The 21,326-nt window shown below is 60.9% G+C and carries 20 protein-coding genes and 2 pseudogenes; 11 read left to right on the top strand and 11 right to left on the bottom strand.

What is annotated here, in order from left to right:
- Positions 1–40: 40 nt before the first annotated feature.
- Positions 41–817 (top strand): cytochrome c1, encoded by a 777-nt coding sequence (locus U5A58_RS07540; protein ID WP_415774188.1) that lies wholly within the window; start codon positions 41–43, stop codon positions 815–817.
- Positions 818–886: 69 nt separating this feature from the next.
- Here U5A58_RS07540 and U5A58_RS07535 read toward each other — a convergent pair whose 3' ends face one another.
- A complete protein-coding gene (locus U5A58_RS07535; RefSeq protein WP_321960942.1) occupies positions 887–1,357 on the bottom strand; it encodes an Rrf2 family transcriptional regulator in 471 nt (156 codons plus the stop codon).
- A 470-nt stretch (positions 1,358–1,827) separates the two neighbouring features.
- On the opposite strand from U5A58_RS07535, the gene U5A58_RS07530 reads away from it, so the two are divergent.
- Positions 1,828–2,466 (top strand): Crp/Fnr family transcriptional regulator, encoded by a 639-nt coding sequence (locus tag U5A58_RS07530; protein WP_233271698.1) that lies wholly within the window; start codon positions 1,828–1,830, stop codon positions 2,464–2,466.
- A gap of 35 nt (positions 2,467–2,501) precedes the next feature.
- Here the strand turns inward: U5A58_RS07530 and U5A58_RS07525 are convergent, their stop codons facing one another.
- Positions 2,502–3,080 (bottom strand): SCO family protein, encoded by a 579-nt coding sequence (locus U5A58_RS07525; RefSeq protein ID WP_321960941.1) that lies wholly within the window; start codon positions 3,078–3,080, stop codon positions 2,502–2,504.
- Entirely contained in the window at positions 3,077–3,907 is an 831-nt protein-coding gene (locus U5A58_RS07520) for a formylglycine-generating enzyme family protein (RefSeq protein ID WP_321960940.1), read from the bottom strand. Before U5A58_RS07520 ends, U5A58_RS07525 begins: the two co-directional genes overlap by 4 nt.
- A gap of 336 nt (positions 3,908–4,243) precedes the next feature.
- Here U5A58_RS07520 and U5A58_RS07515 point away from each other — a divergent pair, with 336 nt between their 5' ends.
- Positions 4,244–5,440, top strand: a complete 1,197-nt coding sequence (locus U5A58_RS07515) for an NnrS family protein (RefSeq protein ID WP_321960939.1) — start codon at positions 4,244–4,246, stop codon at positions 5,438–5,440.
- A 35-nt stretch (positions 5,441–5,475) separates the two neighbouring features.
- Here the strand turns inward: U5A58_RS07515 and U5A58_RS07510 are convergent, their stop codons facing one another.
- Together U5A58_RS07510 and U5A58_RS07505 are read right to left on the bottom strand one after the other, a co-directional pair.
- Positions 5,476–6,774, bottom strand: coding sequence for a hypothetical protein (locus U5A58_RS07510; RefSeq protein WP_321960938.1), 1,299 nt, complete (start codon positions 6,772–6,774; stop codon positions 5,476–5,478).
- Entirely contained in the window at positions 6,774–7,007 is a 234-nt protein-coding gene (locus U5A58_RS07505) for a DUF2249 domain-containing protein (RefSeq protein WP_321960937.1), read from the bottom strand. Before U5A58_RS07505 ends, U5A58_RS07510 begins: the two co-directional genes overlap by 1 nt.
- A gap of 466 nt (positions 7,008–7,473) precedes the next feature.
- On the opposite strand from U5A58_RS07505, the gene ubiU reads away from it, so the two are divergent.
- The 4 genes from ubiU to U5A58_RS07485 are packed head-to-tail and all read left to right on the top strand — an operon-like array spanning position 7,474 to position 10,375.
- Positions 7,474–8,508: a ubiquinone anaerobic biosynthesis protein UbiU gene (gene ubiU / locus U5A58_RS07500; RefSeq protein ID WP_415774185.1), complete on the top strand. Its 1,035-nt coding sequence runs from the start codon at positions 7,474–7,476 to the stop codon at positions 8,506–8,508.
- 40 nt (positions 8,509–8,548) lie between these two features.
- Positions 8,549–9,436: a ubiquinone anaerobic biosynthesis protein UbiV gene (gene ubiV / locus U5A58_RS07495; RefSeq protein WP_321960936.1), complete on the top strand. Its 888-nt coding sequence runs from the start codon at positions 8,549–8,551 to the stop codon at positions 9,434–9,436.
- A gap of 31 nt (positions 9,437–9,467) precedes the next feature.
- Positions 9,468–9,959 carry a ubiquinone anaerobic biosynthesis accessory factor UbiT gene (ubiT, locus tag U5A58_RS07490; protein ID WP_321960970.1) on the top strand — a complete coding sequence of 164 codons (492 nt, stop codon included), beginning with the start codon at positions 9,468–9,470 and terminating at the stop codon, positions 9,957–9,959.
- A 23-nt stretch (positions 9,960–9,982) separates the two neighbouring features.
- Positions 9,983–10,375 (top strand): putative zinc-binding protein, encoded by a 393-nt coding sequence (locus U5A58_RS07485; RefSeq protein WP_321960935.1) that lies wholly within the window; start codon positions 9,983–9,985, stop codon positions 10,373–10,375.
- Between the two features lie 62 nt (positions 10,376–10,437).
- On the opposite strand, the gene U5A58_RS07480 is transcribed toward U5A58_RS07485, so the two are convergent.
- The 5 genes and pseudogenes from U5A58_RS07480 to U5A58_RS07460 form a co-directional block, all read right to left on the bottom strand.
- Positions 10,438–11,172: an anaerobic ribonucleoside-triphosphate reductase activating protein gene (locus U5A58_RS07480; RefSeq protein WP_321960969.1), complete on the bottom strand. Its 735-nt coding sequence runs from the start codon at positions 11,170–11,172 to the stop codon at positions 10,438–10,440.
- Between the two features lies 1 nt (position 11,173).
- On the bottom strand, positions 11,174–11,371 hold the full coding sequence (gene nrdD / locus U5A58_RS07475; RefSeq protein WP_321960934.1) for an anaerobic ribonucleoside-triphosphate reductase: 198 nt from the start codon (positions 11,369–11,371) through the stop codon (positions 11,174–11,176).
- A 3-nt stretch (positions 11,372–11,374) separates the two neighbouring features.
- On the bottom strand, positions 11,375–13,099 hold the full coding sequence (locus tag U5A58_RS07470) for a ribonucleoside triphosphate reductase (protein WP_321960933.1): 1,725 nt from the start codon (positions 13,097–13,099) through the stop codon (positions 11,375–11,377).
- A gap of 430 nt (positions 13,100–13,529) precedes the next feature.
- A pseudogene (locus U5A58_RS07465) lies at positions 13,530–13,769 on the bottom strand (DUF2249 domain-containing protein); the annotation flags it as partial.
- A gap of 89 nt (positions 13,770–13,858) precedes the next feature.
- Entirely contained in the window at positions 13,859–16,153 is a 2,295-nt protein-coding gene (locus tag U5A58_RS07460; protein WP_321960932.1) for a nitric-oxide reductase large subunit, read from the bottom strand.
- 281 nt (positions 16,154–16,434) lie between these two features.
- On the opposite strand from U5A58_RS07460, the gene U5A58_RS07455 reads away from it, so the two are divergent.
- The 3 genes and pseudogenes from U5A58_RS07455 to U5A58_RS07445 all read left to right on the top strand — a co-directional run bounded on the left by U5A58_RS07455 (position 16,435) and on the right by U5A58_RS07445 (position 19,417).
- Positions 16,435–17,142 (top strand): Crp/Fnr family transcriptional regulator, encoded by a 708-nt coding sequence (locus U5A58_RS07455; RefSeq protein ID WP_321960931.1) that lies wholly within the window; start codon positions 16,435–16,437, stop codon positions 17,140–17,142.
- 526 nt (positions 17,143–17,668) lie between these two features.
- Positions 17,669–18,700, top strand: a pseudogene (gene nirK / locus U5A58_RS07450) (copper-containing nitrite reductase); the annotation flags it as partial.
- A 69-nt stretch (positions 18,701–18,769) separates the two neighbouring features.
- Positions 18,770–19,417, top strand: a complete 648-nt coding sequence (locus U5A58_RS07445) for an amidase family protein (protein WP_321960930.1) — start codon at positions 18,770–18,772, stop codon at positions 19,415–19,417.
- Between the two features lie 259 nt (positions 19,418–19,676).
- On the opposite strand, the gene U5A58_RS07440 is transcribed toward U5A58_RS07445, so the two are convergent.
- Complete coding sequence (locus U5A58_RS07440; RefSeq protein WP_321960929.1) at positions 19,677–20,075, bottom strand: helix-turn-helix domain-containing protein; 399 nt, start codon at positions 20,073–20,075, stop codon at positions 19,677–19,679.
- 100 nt (positions 20,076–20,175) lie between these two features.
- Between U5A58_RS07440 and U5A58_RS07435 the strand changes: the two genes are divergently transcribed.
- Positions 20,176–21,141: an NmrA/HSCARG family protein gene (locus tag U5A58_RS07435; protein ID WP_321960928.1), complete on the top strand. Its 966-nt coding sequence runs from the start codon at positions 20,176–20,178 to the stop codon at positions 21,139–21,141.
- The last annotated feature ends 185 nt before the right edge of the window (positions 21,142–21,326 follow it).

Raw genomic sequence — 21,326 nt, 5'->3', positions numbered from 1 at the left:
TTTCAAGCCCCATTGACCAACGAGCGAGGCGAACATGAAGATGAAAAAGAAGCGGCTTTCAAAACTCGCACGTGGCGCAGCGGCCTCGGCCATGCTTGCACTCGTTTTAGGTGCTGCGGGTGCACCAGCGAGGGCACAGGAGACGATTGCGCTCGATCACGCCCCCGAAAAGGCGAATGATCTTGCGTCGCTCCAGCATGGCGCGCAGCTGTTCGTGAATTATTGTCTGAATTGCCACAGTGCGAACCTGATGCGCTACAGCCGGCTACAGGATCTCGGCATTTCGCAGAAGCAAATCGAGGCGAACCTGCTGTTTTCCGCCGACAAGGTTGGCAGCACGATGAGCGTCGCCATGCGCCCGGACGACGCCAAAAACTGGTTCGGCGCCGTGCCGCCGGATCTTTCGGTGGAAGCGCGCTCGCGTGGAAGCGATTGGCTCTATACCTACCTTCGAAGTTTCTACCGCGACGACACGCGGCCCACGGGCTGGAACAACCGGGTGTACGAGAACGTGAGCATGCCGCATCCGCTGTGGCAGCTGCAGGGCGTTCGTATGGCGAAGTTCGAGGATACGGTTGACAAGGAGACCGGAGAAAGCGTCCACCGCTTCACGGGTTATCAGCAGGTGACGCCGGGCCAGCGCTCGCCGGCTGACTACGATGCCGACGTAGCCGATCTGGTGGCCTACCTCGGCTGGATGTCCGAACCGCAGCGGCAGACACGCAAGCAACTCGGCGTGTGGGTCTTGCTCTTCCTTGGCGGCATGACTTTCGTGGCGTGGCGGCTGAATGCCGCGTACTGGAAGAACATCGAATAACGCTAAGGCGGTTTTCTTCCCATCAAACCGCGCGTATCAGGCTCTGTACGATCGCCTGATACGCGCGTGTCACGACGACGATTGACGCATTGGCGGGCGATCGTCTGAGCAGCCGATGAGAAGGTGCGTCAACTCGCCGTGGTCGGAAGCGAGGTCGGCGAGTGTGCACCGGTCGAGCACATCGAAATACGCGCGCGTAGCGGCCCAGAATGTCGAGCGAAGTCCGCAGGCGGCAGTGGTCGCGCTCGTGCTGTGCTCGGTGTCGAAGCGCTCGGCCTTATCGAAATCCTGCTCCATCGTGCGAACGACTTCGCCAACCGTAATCAGCACCGCAGGGCGGCCAAGCCGCAAGCCGCCGGCACGGCCACGCGACGTGCTGAGATAGCCGGCTCTGCCGAGCGTATGAACGATCTTCGTCAGATGGTTGCGTGAGATGCCGAACGCCGCGGAGATCTGGTTGACCGTGAGGAGTTCGTCACGGTGAACTGTGGCGTAGACCAGCACCAACAGACCATATTTGGTGAAGCCTGTGAGCCGCATAGTGATTTGCTAACGTTGATTGGCGATAAAGGCGCAGTTATCTTTCAGCCGCGTTGCTGTGAATCGCTTTCGGATGAAAGGCAGGTGTATAGATAGTATGGCTGCATTCACCGCGGAGAAAATGTTGCGGCTCAATGTTTCCGCGAGTTGATTCAATTGAGCGTTGGTTGTCGGAGTCGCCCTGGCGGGAGGGATCAGATGCGAGCGAATGCGGGTGCGGCATACCGTTCGAAGCGACGGATAGCTGTTTGATTGCGGACAAATATAGCCACGCAGGCGCGCGTGACAATACAAAAGTTACCTCAAAGCATTGATCGACTGCCATGTCTCTGATTACCGATTCCCCTACGTGCGCCCAGTTGGCGAAAGCAGCGTTTCAAACAGATAGCCAATCGCAACCGAAAGCCGCGACTGGACGGAGTAGCCCAACGAGGGCGGGCAAGATTCGAATACAGGATTTCCTCTCGAAGATGCCGCTCTTCAACGAAATGTCGGCAGAAGAACTCGACGTTCTGGCACTCGGAACAACAGAGCTAAGAGTGCCGCGCGGCGCGACGATCTTCCGTCGCGGCGATCCGTGTCTGGGTTTTCATACCGTCGTTTATGGGCTGATCAAGCTGAGTTTCAGCTCTCCCGTCGGTGAGGAGAAGATCGTGCGTCTCGTGGGGCCCGGCGACGGCTTCGGCGAGGCGCTGATGTTCATGGACAAGCCCTATATCGTGTCCGCGCAGGCGTTGGCCGACACCTTGCTTCTCTACGTGAAAAAGTCGGTGGTCGTATCGGAGCTCGAGCACGATCCTGCGTTTGCCCGCAAGATGCTGGCCGGTCTCAGTATGCGTTTGCACAATCTGATGCGCGACGTAGAGGCATACTCGCTCCAGTCAGGAACGCAGCGCGTCGTCGGTTATCTCCTGAATCTCGTAGGCGACAACTGCGAGAGCGCGCAGCACGTGCGGCTCGAAACCGGCAAGAGAACGATCGCTTCGCGGCTCAACATCACGCCCGAGCACTTTTCACGCATATTGCGCGACCTGAGCGTGAGGCAACTGATCGAAATAAAGGGCCGGGAAATCACGATTCCCGATGTTGCGCGCTTGAGGAAGGGTTGATCGAGCGGATGGGCGCCGTTTCTTGCGCAGTGGCGCTAGTGACCCGTTGAGCGCGCACGCACTGCGGCGGCAAATGCCGGATCGACCCTGCCGATGACCGATGTACGCGCAACGATGCGGCCATTCTCGTCCAGAAGCGCGATCACGGCGTTGTGGCTGAAATCGTTGTTCGTGCGCTGCCGGTAAGCGACACCGAGCGTTGCCGCAAACGCCATCAGGTCTCCCGCCGTCGAGCGCGTCAGGTGCCAGGACGCCGCATCGAGTCCATGTGCCTTCGCCATCGCCGCGAGATTCACGACGTCGTCGTGTAGCGGATCGATGCTGACCAGGAGCACGGCAGGTACGCCGCGACTTTGAGCACTTGCTGCATGGCGAATCTGCTCGATGGTGTCGATCGTCAACGGGCAAACCGACGAGCAGGCCGTGTAGAACAGGCTGACAATGACCGGCCGCCCGCGCATCGAGGCGAGATCGAACTGGCGCCCTTGCTGATCCTGCAGCGCGAGCGACGTCTGGTACAGCGAATCGCCGGGCAGCGAGAGCGATGGCGGTGCGGCGAAGCCGGCCGGGATGCTAAAAAGCCATGCGCAAAGCCAAAGAGTGAAGCGTTTCATGACGCGCCCTTGTTGTCGGTGTCCCTATCCTTGATGCAGCGGAAACCCACGCTGTGACTGCTATCGGCTGGTTTCAATGCCGACAGCGCAGCGACGCGCATCATCAGCGTGTAATCGGTGCGGTCGATGAACGCGAGTGCCGCGCCGCCACAAAGTCGCAGTTCGTTGTTGTTGCCAGGGTTGCGCGTGTCGGTGTCCGCGAACAGCGCGGCGTAGTCGTCCACCCATTCGCCGGTCAACGTATGCATGCCGTAGAGACCATAGACATTTGGCCGCTGGCGAACGGGTGTCATGTGCGGCGCGCCGAAAGTCATCATCAGGTTCGTGAGCAGGCGCGCTTGCCGCGCGCTGTCCGCACGCACGTCGCGATGTTGCTCGTCTGCCGCCGCCGCGTATTCCCATTCGATCCATTGTGGAAGCCGCGCCTGCTCCGATGCACAGTAGGCGCGCGCCGCAAACCAGCTAACATCGGTGACGGGTTCGTCGGGGGGAGCGTCGGGGCCGGGATCCAACGGCCCGGCCCAGCGCGACAGATATCCGGGGGTGGCAAACAGGGCGGCGACACGGTCGCGACGCCAACGCGATGCGCCGCCGACAAAGGCGAGGAATTCCGCGTTGGTCACGAGTCGTTCCCGCATGCGAAATGGTGCGACGACGAGTGTGTCATTGCTGTCGCCGGAAGATTTGATAGCACTCCGGAACGATCCGCCCGGTACTTCGACATAACGCGTATCGGCCAGTGCGCAGGAAGCGGCGAGAGAGAGTGCCGTCGCGAGAAGCAGCAACCGGGGCCGCATGAACAGGTTTCCTCCGAACAAATCGCTCAAGGACAACGGATCGCGTGGTGGCGCCGAAGTGTCGCCGTGTCGTCAGCCGCCTGAATGCGGCTGCGCCTGGCGGTGGCAGCGAACGGCATCCATCACGGAGCGGAATCGAACACGACTTTCGGAGGACGCATACGCCGCGTCAAGTGGGATGAAGGAAATTCTTAACACCTCTTCAGGATGGCACGTCGTGTGTTTGACGGATGCCGCAGAAGGTCGCACGACGCGCGGGCGCCGGGGGTTGCGCGGCAGCAAATGCAGGTTAGGCGCGCGGGCACATTATGTAGCGCGGCCGTTAAAGCAACGCATCAACTCGGACTTCATGTGGGAGAGTCCTCCGTGGTTCAATTTCTCAAGATCGAAGAGCCGCCGCGCACGCCCGCGGCGGTGCAAGGCTTCGCACTCTGGCGACTGGGCTTTCGTCCTTTCTATCTGCTCGCGAGCAGTTTTGCCGCAGTGTCGATTGCACTATGGGCGCTGCAGTTTGCAGGTTTGCTCAAGGGCGCCTATTTACGCGGGCCGATCTGGCATGCGCATGAAATGCTCTTCGGCTTCACGCTCGCCGTGGTCGTGGGCTTCCTGCTGACCGCCGGGCGCAACTGGAGCAACCGGCCAACCCTATCCGGTGCGCCGCTTGCGGCCCTGGCCGCGCTGTGGCTTGCCGGCAGGGTGCTCGTGCTGACGCCCTGGGGCTGGGCGGCGGCAATCGTCAACGTGGCTTTTCCGCTCGCTGCCGCAGTTGCGTTGGGCGTCCCGTTCATCGCGGCGCGCAACCGCCGCAACTATTTCTTCGTTGGTCTGCTCGTGCTTCTGGCACTGGCGCAATTGGGCGTGCATCTTGGCGAACTGGGCGTGCTGCGATTGCCGGGCTGGGCCGGCGTTCAGCTTGGGCTGGATGGGGTGCTCTTCATCATGTCGGTGATGGGGGGCCGCGTCATTCCGATGTTCACCAATAACGGCGTGCCAGGCGCACGGGCAACGCGCAAGCCCTGGCTCGAAAAGACCGTGCTCGGCGCGGTGCTGGCGCTATTGGCGGCGGACGTGTTCCAGCTCGGCGGCATCGCGCTCGCGCTGCTGTGCGCATTTTGTGCGGTTGCGCAACTGGCGCGCTGGTGGCTTTGGCAGCCGCTCAAGACGTGGCGCGTGCCCTTGGTTTGGGTGCTGCACCTCGCATACCTGTGGATCGCCGTGCATCTGCTGCTACGCAGCTTCGCGGCGTTGGGCATGATCGCGCCTTCAGTGGCCACGCACGCATTGACGGCGGGCACCATAGGCGGACTCGTCATCGGCATGATGACACGCACCGCGCGCGGGCACACTGGCCGCCCGTTACGCGCGGGCCGCGCCGACATTGCGTGCTACGTCATGCTTGCGCTCGCTGCTCTGGCGCGGGTGGTGTTGCCGATGGTGGCGCCGGCGCTGACGGTTCATGCGGTGCTGTGCGCCGGGTTGCTATGGTCTGCTGGATTCGCCCTGTACGCGATCGCCTATTGGCCCGCATTGACGCGCCCGCGCATCGACGGACGTCCCGGTTGAATCGCGGCCTCCGTGGCCAGACCGGCGCCGTGCGCTCAGGAAGCACGGATGCAAGCCTTGCGCGATACGCTCAGATAGATCCGGAACGCGCCGAGTATGTTCAGCCCTAGCCATGCCGCTGAAACGCCAGCGGCGAGCCCGCCTGCGCGCGCAAACGGCATGGGTCGCAAACTGGCGGTGAGTAGCAATGCCAGAGCGGCCAGGTGTGCCCAGAATTGCATCGAGGCCGCGCGCTCCGGGATCATGTCTTTGACTTTCGGTGCGAACCGCATTGCGGCGCCAGTGAGCGAACGCTGAGCGTGATACCAGAGCAGAAACGGGACGATCTTGTAGAGCATGCCGTTGACGAGCGACCACGCTACGCCGAACAGCAGCACGACGCCGAGCGTGACGGCGCAGGCGGGATTGCCCGTTTCGATGTGGATGGCCCACAGCGGGCCGCATCCGGTAAGGCAAAGCATGGCGGTGCGCCAGAACAACGTGGTGGCGTCGGCGGAGGGTCGTTTGCGCGTCCACAGCAGACGGAGCGTGACAACGGCGAACGCGGTATAAGCAACGAGCAAAAGCGCACCGAGTGGTAGTTCGACGCGGGGAACCCGTGCCGTGGCGAACGAAATCAGCGCGAGCAACGCGAACACAGAAGGTGCGAGGCCCACCGCGAACACGCGCGGATACGGCTGCGTCACGACGAACATCGGAATCAGCTGGTACGCCATCCCGATGGTGAGCAGACCCACCCAGCCCGACAGGCCCCACACGGCATGAAGATTGGTGAGTGCGACGATCGGCAGCGGTATGCCAAAGGCTTGTGCGCACGCCAGCAACAAGCCGATCGCGATGGTTACGAGCAAGGCGACGAGCGCGAGCCGGCTGGCCCCCAATACATCCGCCATACCCGTACGCGCCGCATGGCGATATCGCCAGAACCCGAGCGCACAGGCGGCAAGGAACCAGGTCAGCGCGGCTGCGAGCAACAGCAGCGCAATGGCATAGAGCGCTGGCGCGCCAACCATGAAGGCCGCTGAGAGCGCCAGCGTGCCTGCAGTGAGCAGCGTATGGACGACGACCGCGCTCGCGTGGGCCGCCGCAACGCGAACGCCGGTAGCGACTGGGAGAATCTGCATTAGCGCGCCCGCCATCGCGCTCGTGAGAATGCCCAGTGTGAACAGATGCGTGAGCGCGAGTGAGACCGGGGACCAACGCGATGCCAACGCGCCGGGTCCCTCCCACACAAGCAGACCGGCGGCCAGCAACGCGAAGAGGGGGGCGTTGAGGAAGAAACGGAACGGGACCGAAAGCGCGGGCGAGCGCTCTGGCGAAAGTGCGCGTCGCATTAGTGCTTGCGCCAGACGCGCACTTCATGATGCCTGGGTGCGATCTTCTCGCCGACGAATTCGAAGCCCTTATCGATGAGCATTCCATACAGGGGAAACGGTTCCCGATCGATCACGATCAGCAACTGATGATCCGGTTCCAGCATGCCCAATGCGTGCATCACGCGCTCAAGGGGTTCGGGCGGCTGAAGGCCGCGCACGTCGAGGTTGACTTCGTATTCGGAGAAGTTCATGAGTAATCCTTTCTAAGTTGAATTTGATGAGAAGTACCGCCGCAGGCATGTGCATGCCATAACACTACCTGAAAGCAGGCACGTTTTGGCAATAGCCCCGTTCACGGCGCATGTTCCCGGATCGATGCGGGGCGATATTCTTGATGGACATTAAGGCGATCAAGGCACCGCGGTTCCAGACTGTCGATTTCCGCTATTTCGCTTTCCGCGCGGGCGGTCCGGCGACCTGCTGACTCGTCTTATACAGGCGCCGGTTTCAGCGGCTGCGCAGCGCACATCTTATGTATCCATTCCTGTTTCGGCCCGACGGTCTGCTGCTGCAACTCTGCCTGATGCTCACAGCGCTGGACTGCATGCAGTCGTCATTGCGCGTGCCCTTGAGGATAGGCCTCGTGTTGCTCGTGCTGGTGTTCTGCGGATTGAATCTCGACCACAGTCCTTTCACAACCTCGATCGGTTATCTCCCATGAGCCTGGCCAACACAAATCACGATGCGGCGCCGCCGCTGGAACTGGTCTGCCCGGCGGGCAGTCTGCCGGCGCTCAAGGCGGCGGTCGACAACGGCGCCGATTGCGTCTACCTCGGCTTTCGCGATGCGACCAACGCCAGGAATTTCGCTGGCCTGAACTTCGACAAGGACGCGATTCGCGCGGGCATTGCCTACGCGCACGCAAAGCGGCGAAAAGTCTTCCTTGCTCTGAATACCTATCCGCAGCCCACCGGCTGGGCCGCATGGCGAGAAGCCGTGGACGAAGCCGCCCGCTGCGCCATCGACGCAATCATCGTCGCCGACGCGGGTTTGATGCGTTACGCGGCCGTGCGGCATCCGCAATTGCGCCTGCATCTGTCCGTGCAAGGGTCGGCGACCAACTACGAAGCCATCAACTTCTACCGCGAGCATTTCGGCGTCGTGCGCGCGGTTTTGCCGCGGGTTCTTTCCTTAACGCAGGTCGAGCAGGTCATCGAGAAAACACCGGTGGAAATCGAGGTGTTCGGGTTTGGGAGCCTGTGCGTGATGGTGGAAGGGCGCTGCGCGCTTTCGTCGTATGCCACTGGCGAATCGCCCAATACGCAAGGGGTGTGCTCGCCGGCCAGGTCGGTGAGATGGCAGCAAACGCCGGACGGTCTTGAATCCAGACTGAACGGCGTGCTGATCGACCGCTATGCCGACGATGAAAACGCGGGCTATCCCACGTTGTGCAAAGGGCGTTTCGAGGTGGCAGGCGAGCGTTACTACACGATCGAAGAGCCAACCAGTTTGAATACGCTCGAAATATTGCCGAGGCTCGCGCAGATTGGCGTACGCGCGATCAAGATCGAAGGCCGTCAACGCAGTCCCGCCTATGTGGCGCAGGTCACCCGCGTATGGCGCGACGCCATCGACCAGTGTCTGGCCAATGGGCAGCGCTATAGCGTGAGGCCCACGTGGATGGCGGAGCTCAACAAGGTCGCCGAAGGGCAGCAGCACACGCTGGGCGCGTATCACCGCCCGTGGAAATGATGGCAATGACGCTTTTTTTTAGCATTCGGGAGTGGGCACTGTGAAGATTGCCTTGGGGCCGGTCCAGTACTACTGGTCGCGCACAGCGATGATGCAATTTTACGAATCAGTCATGGACGCGCCGGTCGACGTGGTGTACCTGGGCGAAGTGGTCTGTTCGAGGCGCCATGAACTTCGATTCAACGACTGGCTCGATATTGCCGACATGCTGGCCAATGCCGGCAAGGAGGTCGTGTTGTCCACGCAGATTCTTCTCGAGTCGGGCAAAGACATGACGACGCTGCGCGAGATTGCCCATAACGGCCGCTACACGGTCGAGGCCAACGACATGGGCGCGGTTCATTGCCTCGAAAATACGCCGTTCGTGGCGGGGCCCTGGTTGAACGCGTACAACCCGCCAACGCTCGACGTGCTGGCTGGTCTAGGAGCGCGGCGCTGGGTGATGCCGCTGGAAATGGCGAAGGACGGCCTCGCGCGGATGCAGGCGGAGCGGCCGCCCTCGATGCAAACGGAGGTGTTCGCCTATGGCCGCATGCCGCTGGCGTTTTCGGCGCGCTGCTTTTCGGCACGGAATCGCAACTTCCCCAAAGACAATTGCCAGTATGTCTGCATGGATCATCCGGATGGCCAGATGATGGAAACCCAGGAAGGCAAGCCCTTCCTGGTTTTGAATGGCATATCGACGCAATCGGCGCTCGTGTACAACCTGATTCAGGAAGTGGATGTGCTGCGCGCGTTGCATGTCGACGTATTGCGTTTGAGCCCGCAGTCGCAAAACATGGTCGAAATCGCGGGGCGCTTTCATGACGCGATAAACGGCCGCCTGAACAAAGACGACGCGCTCGCCCGCATGCTTCCCCTGATGGCGGGGCAACCTTGCGACGGCTACTGGTATGGTTTGCCTGGGCTGGAACGCAAAGCCGTTTGAATTCGTTCTTCGCGCTGAATATAAATTCTCCATGAGTTCCTCTACCTATCAACTGCCTTCCGTATTGAAGAGAGCACTGTCCCTGTTGCCTGCCTATCCCGGTTCAGTGTTGTTCGCGGGCGCGCTCAATGCCTTGCTGGCGCGGCACTTGCCTGCCGACACGCTGGCGCAACTCGACGGCCGCGCGCTGCGCATCGAGGCGAGAGACGCGGGCATCGGTTTCGATTTCGTGTGTCGCGGGGGGCGTTTTTCCGCGGTCCGGCCTCAGAGTGAAGTCGCATTGACGATCAGTGCGAGCACACACGATTTCATGTTGCTCGCGCAACGCAAGGAAGATCCCGATACGCTGTTCTTCAGCCGGCGCCTGACGATGGAAGGCGATACCGAATTGGGCCTGCTGGTGAAGAACGCGCTGGACGCGACGGATCTGGCGACGTACTTCTCTCCTGGCCGCTTTGTGCCGGAACGCTGGCTTCGACGCGTTCGCGAAGTGAAAGAAAAAGGGGCCGGCCCGTGGATGTGAACCCGAATTGAACGAGGTCTTTCATGACTGTTGACAGAAAAGCGTTTCCGCTCGTGTACTCCTGCTCGGGTTGTTCAAGCGCGGCGCAGATGGCCAACCATGTCGCCTTGCAGCTCGATCGGCGCGGCGCAGCGGAAATGTCCTGCATCGCGGGCGTGGGCGGCGACGTCCCTTCGCTGCTGAAGATTGCCGGATCGGGGCGGCCCATCGTCGTGATCGATGGCTGCCCGTTGGTGTGCGCGCAGAAGTGTCTGGAGCGGCACGGCATCGCTCCCGACCAGCACGTTCAGCTGGCCGACTGTGGCGTGAAAAAGCGCTTCCACGAAGACTTCGATCGCGAGGAGGCGGAGCAGGTTGTGAGCCGCGTGCTTGAATCGATAGCGGCGCTCGGCACGCTCCACGCGACGGCGCGCTGAGCGAAGGGAGTCCCGCAACCAGGCCGCACGAGCCTGGCCGTTTTGCCGTGCGCGAGTTCCTTTTAAGCGCGTCGCAGCGTGAATGCGGGAAACAGTGCGGCTATCCTGCCGATGAGTGAGGGATCGGGATAGCCCGCCATCGATACGGCGTTCAATTGATCGTCGGCACAACCCTCGGTGCGAAAGACCTGCAACGCGTAGTTCGTTATGTTCATTGCCGAGAGCGTTTGCGCGAGCTTCAGGATTTCGCTCTCTGGCAGCAGATCGGGATGCAACGTCGTGCGGCACTCGTACTGCACACCGCTGGCCTGCACGGCCTCGAGACTGGCCAGCGCATGCTTGCCGCTCGAGGCAACGCGGGTGACGTCGGCATAGTCGCAAAACGCTGCCTTGACGTCCAGTCCAACCCAATCCACCAGCGGCAAGAGCTCCCTGAGACGACGCGGATGCGTGCCGGCAGTGTGCAAGCCAACCTTGAAACCCAGCGCTTTCACATCACGAATGGCTTGCCTGAGCGCTGGATCGCCAGTAGGCTCGCCCCCGCTGAAGACCACGGCGTCGAGCAGGCCCACCCGGCGCGCAAGCAGGTCCAGAACGGTTTGCCACGCGAAGGCACCCTTGCGGGTGCGTGGCTGCAAATGCGGATTATGGCAATACGCGCAGCGCCACGGGCATCCCTGCACGAATACGACCGCGGCAATCTGGCCTGGATAATCGGTTGCAGTGAAAGGGACCACTCCGCCCACTTTGAGTGAGCGGGGTGCTATCGGGCCGAGGTCCGGCCCGCGTGGTTTCATCTCAGTGAGCAAGCCATGCCTCGCGTTCGCTGAAATATTTGCGCTCGTGGAATTCCCCCTTCTTGCCGGTGTTGAACGAAGAGACCGGACGGTGATAACCCATGACGCGGGTCCAGATCTCGCAGGGCTGGCGTTCTGCGTCAGAGAGCGTGACGCAAGGGTTGTTAGCCTTCACGGATTGAGAGAGTACGGTGCTCATGGTTTAGACCTCTGCGGTTTCGAGTTGAGAAAGCTTGCGTTGAAGGATGTCTTCGTCGCAACGTGGGCAAAACTTGTGGCTGCCTCCCAGGTAGCCGTGCTTCGGGCAAATCGAGAAAGTCGGCGTGACGGTGATATAGGGCAGCGAGAATCGATTCAGCGCGCGTCGAAGCAACGTGCGGCACGCGTTCGCCGACGAAAGCGGTTCGGTCATGTAAAGGTGCAATACCGTACCGCCTGTGTATTTACGCTGGAGGTCGTCCTGGCGCTCCAGCGCTTCGAACGGATCGTCGGTGAAACCTACGGGCAACTGCGACGAATTCGTGTAGTAAGGCATATCCGGCGTGCCGGCCTGCAAGATGCCCGGAAAGCGCTTGCGATCTTCCTTGGCGAACCGGTACGTCGTCCCTTCGGCCGGCGTGGCTTCGAGGTTGTACATGTGGCCGGTTTCCTCCTGATACTCGAGCATTCTCGCGCGCACGTGGTCGAGCACGCGGATCGCCATGGTGTGTCCCCATTCGCTCGTGATGTCGTGCTCGTCGGACGTAAAGTTGCGGATCATTTCGTTGATGCCGTTCACGCCCAGCGTGGAGAAGTGATTGCGCAATGTGCCGAGGTAACGCCGCGTGTACGGGAACAGCCCGTTGTCCATGTGGTGCTGGATGACTTCGCGCTTGATCTCGAGGCTCGTCCGGCCGAGTTCGAGCAGTTCATCGAGGCGCCGGAGCAGCCCCGCCTCGTCGCCGGCGTGGCGGTGGCCCAAACGCGCGCAGTTGATCGTGACGACGCCGAGGGATCCGGTCTGCTCGGCGGAACCGAACAAGCCGTTGCCGCGTTTGAGCAGCTCGCGCAGATCCAGCTGCAGCCGGCAGCACATGGAGCGGATCATGTTCGGCTTGAGTTCGGAATTGATGAAATTCTGGAAATAGGGCAGTCCGTAACGGGCGGTCATTTCGAACAGGCGGTCGGCGTTCGGGCTGTGCCAGTCGAAATCGGGCGTGATGTTGTAGGTTGGAATCGGAAAGGTAAAGGCGCGGCCTTTCGCGTCGCCGGCCATCATGACTTCGATGTACGCCTGATTGATCATGTCCATCTCGGCCTGCAGTTCGCCGTATGTGAAGGACATCTCGCGCCCGCCGATCAGCGGCACCTGCTCGCGTAGATCTTCAGGACAGACCCAGTCGAACGTGAGATTCGTGAAGGGGGTTTGCGTACCCCAGCGCGAAGGCACGTTGAGGTTGTAAATCAATTCCTGAATGTATTGGCGTACCTCTGCATACGACAGGTTGTCGTGGCGCACGAAGGGGGCTATGTACGTGTCGAACGAACTGAACGCCTGCGCGCCCGCCCATTCGTTTTGTAGCGTGCCGAGGAAATTGACGATCTGGCCAATGGCGCTCGACATGTGCTTTGGCGGCGACGCTTCGACTTTTCCCGGTACGCCGTTCAGCCCTTCGTTCAACAGCGTGCGCAGCGACCAGCCTGCGCAATAGCCCGAGAGCATGTCGAGGTCGTGAATATGCAGGTCCGCGTTGCGGTGAGCCTCGCCAACTGCCGCCGGGTACACGTGGCTGAGCCAGTAATTGGCAATGACCTTGCCCGAGACGTTCAGGATCAGGCCACCGAGCGAATAGCCCTGATTGGCGTTGGCGTTGACCCGCCAGTCCTGTTGCTCGAGATACTCGTCGATCGACGAGCGGACTTCGATCAAGGGCTTGTCTAGAGGCACGGTGAACCCTCCCTTTGATACTAGATATTGTTGGTGTGGCGATCTTATTAACTAGATATAGTGCGAGTCAACATCGTTCGAAGGTGAGTTGGGCGCTACTTGATCCGTGCTAATTCCCGTGGGTGCGTGCTCGACGGCCGGCCGATTTTCGCTGCGGGGGTAACGTTTTGTGCGCGCCACACCGAACGCGATGTGTGCGATTGCACGCACGCGTCGACAGGGGGTCGCGATGATCGGGGGGAAAGGGGCCGGCACAACGGGCGAACACGGCTTGCCCGTGCCGGCCTTTCAGGAGGGAGGGATGCTGTTGGCGGGAGGATGCAGTGCGAGGCGCGCGTTAGCCGCCGCTGCATCCACAGGTGCCGCCGGAACTGCCGCAGCCACCCGCAGCCCGCTGCTGGGCGGCGACGGCGTTCGAATCAGGGCTTGCGAGCACGAAGTCGATCACGACCTGGTCCGGCTGGCGCGCCACGTATTCAATATGAACCGGGCGCGGATAATACTGGGCGATTTGCTGGAGAAGCGGAACAGGATCGTGATCGTTCACGAAGCGCATCGTCTCACCGTCGTCGAGCGCTTCCAGCGCGCCGAAAATCGCCGCATGGCGGAATCGTTTGGCAATGCCGCGCGCGTCGAAAACATAAGTCCGGCTGTCGAGAATATCGGCCATGTCAGGCTCCTGGAAAAAATGTTGGAAGTATGAAAAGCGTGTCGTCAAAGAAGCCGGCCATTGTCGTGGCCGGCTCGTCAATGCGGCGTTCAAACGCGCTGAGCCGCCTTGTGAGTCGTTTTGGCTTCGACGGGCACAGCCGTTTCGGGACGGCGCAACAGCAGTCGCGCGGCGAACCAGCAGAGGTACAGCACGCCTGCCGCGAACACCACGTCACCCGGCACACGCAGCCACACCAGCGTTTGCATCAGCGACGAATGAATGACTTCCGGCGAACGCGCGTACCAGAGCCCCTTGCTCACGCTGGCCCATGCCTGGTAGATGCCGGAAGGCAGGATCGAGATGAACACCATCATGAAGAGGCCAATGTTGAGCATCCAGAACGCCATCTTGAGCAGCGAGTCGTCCCAGGCTTCGCGCGACGACATGCCGCGCAGGCAGAACAGCATCAGGCCGATGCCGAGCATGCCGTACACACCGAACAGCGCTGCGTGACCGTGTGCCGGCGTCATGTTGAGGCCTTGCACGTAGTAGAGCGAGATGGGCGGGTTGATCGAAAAGCCCAGCAGGCCCGCGCCAACGGTGTTCCACACGCCCACGGCGACGAAGCACAGGATGACCCACTTATACGTTTGCACCCACGGTGCGGCCTTCGTTCTGCGATACGTTTGCCAGCCCTCCAGCCCGATCAGCGCGAGCGGCACCACTTCGAACGCGGAGAACACGGCGCCGACCGCGATGACGGCAGTGGAAGCCCCCGTGAAGTACAGGTGGTGCAGCGTGCCGAGAATCCCGCCGAACATGAACACGATCGTTTCGAACACGATGGCGCGATTGGCCGTCGACATGCGGATCAGCCCGAGGCGCGAGAAAATCAGTGCGATCACGGCGGTGGCGAACACTTCGAAGAAGCCTTCGACCCACAGATGCACGAGCCACCATCTCCAGTACTCGATCATCGAGTAGTGGGTGTGCTGACCCCAGGCGAGCGACGATGCGTAGAAGAGCCCAATGCAGGTCGCCGAGAGGAACACCATGCCGATCAACCCGCGGCCTTCGGTCTTGCGATTCTTCAGCGCCGGCATCAAGGCGCGCCCCATCAGGAACAGCCAGATCATCAAGCCGACGAACAGCAGGATTTGCCAGACGCGGCCCATGCTGGTGTACGCCAGGCCCTGGTTGCCGATCCAGAAGCTGAAGCCGGTACCGAGGTGCTTCAGCGAGCCCAGCCAGCCGGTCACGGTCGATCCCACGACGATGAAGAGCAGTGCCCAGAAGAGCACATCGACCCCCAGCTTCTGCAGCGGTGGCTCGTGCCCCGAGAGCAGCGGCGAGATATAGAGGCCGGTCGCGAGCCATGCTGTGGCAATCCAAAGGACACCGAATTGAGTGTGGATCGTGCGGCTCACCACCCACGGGAGCACTTCGGCAATCGGAATACCAAAGAAGCTGTGTCCTTCGACCGCATAGTGCGCGGTGAGGGAGCCCATGACCACCTGCGCCAGCAGCAGGCCGATCACCACGTAGAAGTACTTCTTGGTGGCGCGCATGGACGGCGTGGCCTTGACGTTGAAGAGCGGATCAGCGGCAGGCGCTGCCACCGACTCGTCTTCGTTGCTGTGCGCGGTGCGATACCACAGCATCGCGGCAATGCCGCCAAGCAGCAGAATCACGCTGGCAACCGACCACATGCCGTTGGCGACCGTCGGCGTGTTGTCGACGAGCGGCTCATGCGGCCAGTTGTTCGTGTAGGTGATGCCGGTCTGGCCCGGGCGGTCCGTGGTGGCCGACCACGCCGACCAGAAGAAGAACGCAGCCAGCGCCGTGCGGTCATCCGCGCTGGGAACGCTGCCCGCCGTCATGGCGTATTGGTCGCGCAGCGTGTTGAGCGCCGGGTCGGTGCCGAAGAGCGCCTCATAGTGCGTCGCCACGTCGCGTACCGCCTCGGCGCGCTGCTCCGTGACCGTGACGCGGTCTGTGTGCGGATCGTAACGGTTGGCGCGCATCTCGCGCTTCAGACGCGCGTCGAGTTCGCCCTGCTGTTCGGCGGGAAGATCCTTGTACGCCTTGCCGAAGTCCCGCTGCGCCCAAATGTCGCGCAGTCGCAGCGCTTCACGGTGCAGCCAGTCGGCCGACCAGTCCGGGGCGACGTAGCTGCCGTGGCCCCAGACCGTCCCCAACTGCTGACCGCCGGCCGACAGCCAGACCTGCTGACCGCGCTTGATCTGGTCGCCCGTCAATACCGTGGCGCCGTTTTCGGTGACGACCGCGGCGGGAATAGGGGGCGCCGCGAGATAGATCTCGCGCCCCATGTAGAGTAGAGCGGCAAATGACAGCAGGCACACCAGCCCGAGCCATTTCCATAGACGACTTGTTGACTGCATATCCTCTCTCCTTTTTTCCGGAGGTGTAATGCACGGGAAAAAATGCCGGCGATCACCGCTCGTCGGCGTGAGCGGTTTAAGAATCAGGATCGGTTCATGTTCAAGAGTTGTGCCAATTAGTCACGGGGTTGCCGGCTTCTGTAGCCTGTCGCTAGGCTAAGCTGCTCACAGGAGAACTACGTTTGCGCTTGAACAAAGCCCTACCTGGCTAAGGGGCGTCGATAGAGGACGCCGATAAAGGAGATCGAGAAGGGGCTGCGCGCTTTTGGTGACGAAACGAAATGAACGCTCAATCGCTGGTCGGATCTGACCTGCTCGCTTCCATGGAGCTTTTTCAGGGGCTCTCGCCCATTGCATTGGCGGATACGATGATCTGCGCACGCACGCACGAGTTGCGCGCGGAGACACGCATTTTCTATCAGGGCGACGGGGCTGCCAGGGCCTACGCGCTGATAGTCGGGGGCGTTCGCATCTCCCAGTCGGGAAGCGACGGCGAGCAGGTGGTGATCCGTTTTGTCGCGCCGGGCGAAATGTTCGGCACCGTCGCATTGTTCACCGACCGCCGCTATCCGGCGGAAGCGGTCACGCTTACCCAGTCGGTGGCGCTAAGCTGGAGCGAGGCCGACATGCTCGAACTGATGACCCGATACCCGCGCATCGCGGTCAACCTGGTCGGCATTCTCGGCAGGCGTTTGCAGGAAGTGCAGGAGCGCTTTCGCGAGATTGCCACTCAAAGCGTCGAGCGCCGCATTGCGCATGCCTTGCTGCGGCTTGCCGAAAAGGCAGGCGAGAACACCGGGCAGGGAACGGAGATTGACTTTCCGTTGACACGCAAGCACGTCGCCGAAATGTCGGGGACGACGCTCTATACGGTGAGCCGCATTCTGACGCGCTGGGAAAAGTCCGGCTGGATTGTCACGAGCAATCAGCGAGTGACGCTCTGCGACTTCACGCGAATCATCCGGATTGCTGAAGATGGTGTGGATTGAAACGGTCGCGGCGACAGACTGCCGTACGTAACCAGGCGAATTCATTCGCGCGTCCGGATCGAGGCTTCGGCCGGACGGTGAAATTGCGCGCTCGCCCCCCGAACGCGTGCAGTCGTCATTTCCTCGCTACAGGTCCACGCAAGCCCCTGCCAATCAATTTCCGAAATTCGATGGCGCGAAATCGCGCGTAATGCGATTGCTTGAATCGCATGCGACATTGTGTCGAAAAGAGAGATCTAATAATTAATTCAGGTTAAGGGGTGCGGCGAGTTTAAGCGCTAACCTGCTTCGCGTTTTAGTCGCTATATATGACCGTGCGAGACGCGTTATCACTTCAACTCATCTATTTTGATTGTGTGAGTGTGTCAATGAGACGCGCAGAATAAATTTTTATCCGGTGCATTGCAGGTGGTGGAACTGGGATGTAAGGCGATGTTTTTATCTGGCGAATATTCAGTTTTATCAGCCCGGCGCGTTGTGTATGGCCTTTGTAGCCGGGTGGCGGGAACCCGTAAGGAGAACAATCATGACAGGAAGGTTGTGTACTGCAGTTGTCGCTCTCGGCCTGCTGGCGAGTGTTGCGTATCCGGTCGCGGCGTTGTCCGTGACCGTCCAGTCCGGCGCCGCGCCTGGGGACTTTGGTCCGCCACAAGGGCAGCCGATTCACGCCGTGCTGACCAGTCCGCCAAATGTGCCGCCGCCGATCGAGCGAAACTACCCAGCGCTGGTGATTGTCGATCTCGAAGTCAAGGAAGTGAAGCGGGAAATCGCAGACGGCGCCAGCTATGACTTCTGGACCTTTGGCGGTACCGTACCGGGCAGTTTCATCCGCGTGCGTCAGGGTGATACGGTGCAGCTTCGTCTCCGGAATCCACCGGATTCGCACATGCCGCACAACATCGACCTGCACGCGGTGACCGGGCCGGGCGGGGGCGCAGCAATGACGCTCGCGTCGCCGGGCCACGATGCCACGTTCACCTTCAAAGCGCTGAACGCGGGTCTTTTTGTCTATCATTGCGCTGCGGCGCCGGTAGGTATGCATATTGCCAACGGCATGTACGGCATGATTGAAGTCGATCCGCCCGAAGGGCTGCCGAAAGTCGATCGCGAATACTACGTGATGCAGGGCGACTTCTACACGAATGGCAAATATCACGATCAAGGCCTGCAAACTTTCGATATGGATAAGGCAATTGACGAGCGGCCAACTTATGTACTGTTCAACGGAAGAGAAGGCGCACTGACTGGCGACAATGCATTGAAAGCGAAAGTGGGAGAAACGGTCAGGCTGTTTGTGGGTAATGGCGGTCCAAATCTGGTATCGAGTTTCCACGTAATCGGCGCGATTTTCGATCGGGTTTGGGACGGGTCATATAAACACTATGAAGAAAGCGTGCAGACGACGCTCATTCCGGCCGGTGGTGCGAAGGTCGTTCAGTTCCGCACGGAAGTGCCCGGCTCGTTCCTGCTCGTCGATCATTCGATTTTCCGCACCTTCAATCAGGGGGCGCTGGGCATGCTCAAGGTCGATGGTCCAGCCGCTCCGGAAATCTATTCGTCTTCTGCAACCGCGCGATGACCTTCAGGCGGTCCAGTTCGCGCATCCGTGATCAACTCACGTTCGTTCATGGTTCACCCCTGGTCGAAGCCTCACGCGAGCGTGCGTGTTCTCGAGGCGCTCGGCCATACGGTCATCGAACTCCAGCCGACGCTTGGCGTTTCGCGGGATGCCTTCGTGCAGATGAACGCGACCATATGGACAGCAACGCTCGTCGGCTGGATCGAGGGCCTCGCAGCCGCGACGGGCCGTCCGATCGACAACACGACGCTCGAGCCAGCCACCTTGGCCTGTTTCGAATACGGCAAGGAGGAGAAAGCATCCACGTTTGTCGCGGCGCTAGCGACGCGCAACCTGGTCACGCGGTCGGTCGGGGCCTGGTTTGAAGAGATCGACCTGTTGCTCACGCCAACGTTGCCACACATGCCGCTCGCGATCGGCGCCTATGGCGCAGACGCCGAATCGATGAGCGGTCTCGAATGGACTCAGCGGGTCTTTCGACATTCCCCATTCACGCCACCTTTCAACGTCTCCGGGCTCCCTGCCATGTCCGTACCGCTTGAAACGCACCCGGAAACCGCCTTGCCGATCGGCACGCAGTTCGCGGCAGGATTCGGCCGGGAAGACACGTTGCTGCAACTTGCCGGGCAACTCGAGCGGGCCCGGCCGTGGGTCGATCGCCGCCCGATATTGTGGGCGGGATGCCAGTCGAAGTGACAACGACTCTGGGCGCGCGAGCGTGGCCATCTAGATGACAGAGGGCCGCGCGTATCACGCAAAAGTTGGTGCTGCTGCGGCAGGGCCGTCGCGAGCAGCTACAGCTGCGTCGACGCGGTTCCACGCGTCGACGCTCGTTTGGCCGATGGAAAGACTTGGGCCGTGCCTCTGAAGGCTGGCAGCAAAGTCGATCTTCTGCGCCGTGCCCGGCGTGACAAGCAGTCCTGTGCAATGTGATTGTCCGCTCGTTCCCTCATCGTTATCGCGACACAGCTCCCGGTGTCTGATTGAGCGCGTCTCCCGGGCCTTGTGTGGCGAACGCGCACTGCGACGCCTTGATCGCATCACGATTCTCGTCCACCCATTGCAACAGCGCCCGCAAATGCGGTTCCAAGGAACGACCCAGCGGCGAAATCTCGTACATCACCGCGACGGGCGCGGTGCAGACCACCGATCGCTTGACGAATCCACTGGCTTCGAGACGACGCAGGCATTGTGTCAAGGCCCGTTGTGTGATGCCGTCGTTGGCGCGCCGTAAGGCGTTGAAGCGCATCGGGCCTCCGCACAAATGTCCTAGCACGAGCAGTGTCCACTTGCTCGTTATCTCCTCGAGCACGAGGCGGTTCAGTTCAAGCGCTTCCTGGGATAACGCGGGCATGGTCGAGGATACTCCGTGATACCTGGTTGGTTATAAGTGCCTAATTGCGTTCAAGTATAACTTCTATACCATGAGACCCTGAACTCAGCGGAGCGCAGTCATGACACATCACAACCAATATACAACTGGTAGCCGTACGCGAAACGCTTCTGGGGACAAGCGCATCCTTGTCTTCGGCGCAACAGGTCAACAAGGCGGCGCCGTTGCGTCTTCACTTGTGGGGAAAGGATGGCACGTTCGCGCGCTCGTTCGGAACCCTGATAGTGTCAGGGCGCAAACACTTGCAGCTTCGGGAGTGGAGTTGAGGCAGGGCGACTTCTCCGATGTCGCCTCGCTGAAAATAGCCATGACCGGCGTCTATGGCGTCTTCAGCGTCCAGCCGAGTTCCGGGCAAGGCGCCGTTTACGGTGTCTCCGACGCAGACGAAGTTCGCTACGGTAAGACCGTTGCCGACCTTGCCATGGACGCCGGAGTCCAGCATCTCGTTTATACGTCTGCTAACGCTGCCGGCTCCACGAAGACCGGCATGGGACACTTCGACAGCAAGTCCGAGATCGAGGCATATATCCAATCCATTGGCATATTCAACACAATCGTGCGCCCAGCGGGATTCATGGAATTGCTGATGTTGCCTGGTATGGGTCTTGATAAAGGCATCTTCACGTCATTCGTGAGGCCTGACCAGAAGGGTCAGGTGATCGCGACGCAAGATATCGGGAAGATTGTGGCCACCATTTTCGGCGCTCCCAACCGGTTCGCAAACCAGACAATCGAGATTGCCGGCGATGCCGTAACTGGCGCGAGTCTTCAGGACAGTCTAAGTCGCGCCGCAGGCAAGTCCATTACCTATCAACGCTTCCCCGACAGTCTGCTGCGAGAAAACGCTCTCCTCGGACGCCTCGCCGATCTGTTTGACGATGGCCGGCTGGCCGGTAATGCGGATATCGCGTCATTGACGAGCACGTTCGGGCCACTGCTGAGCTTCGACGCGTGGTTGGCGGGCCCGGGCAAGTCTCTGTTCGAAGCAGCGCTCAACGCGAAGGACACGACGATCGCGCTACGCTAATGACCGTCGACTGGACATCAGGGCGCCGCCACTGCCGCCGCCCGAGTTGTTGCCATAGACCACCCTCCGCGTGCAAAGGGCCGGTATCAAAGCGAAGCGGTCGTTCCAACGACTCCGTAACAGCGAAAGTACACGGCGCTTGCTGGCGGACTATAGCCCGATGCAGTGGCCCATAGTCGTCGACC

Source organism: Paraburkholderia sp. J7, assembly GCF_905220155.1.
GTDB lineage: Bacteria > Pseudomonadota > Gammaproteobacteria > Burkholderiales > Burkholderiaceae > Paraburkholderia.
Note: the sequence above shows the minus strand (reverse complement) of the source record. Positions and strands in the feature narration are given on the sequence as shown.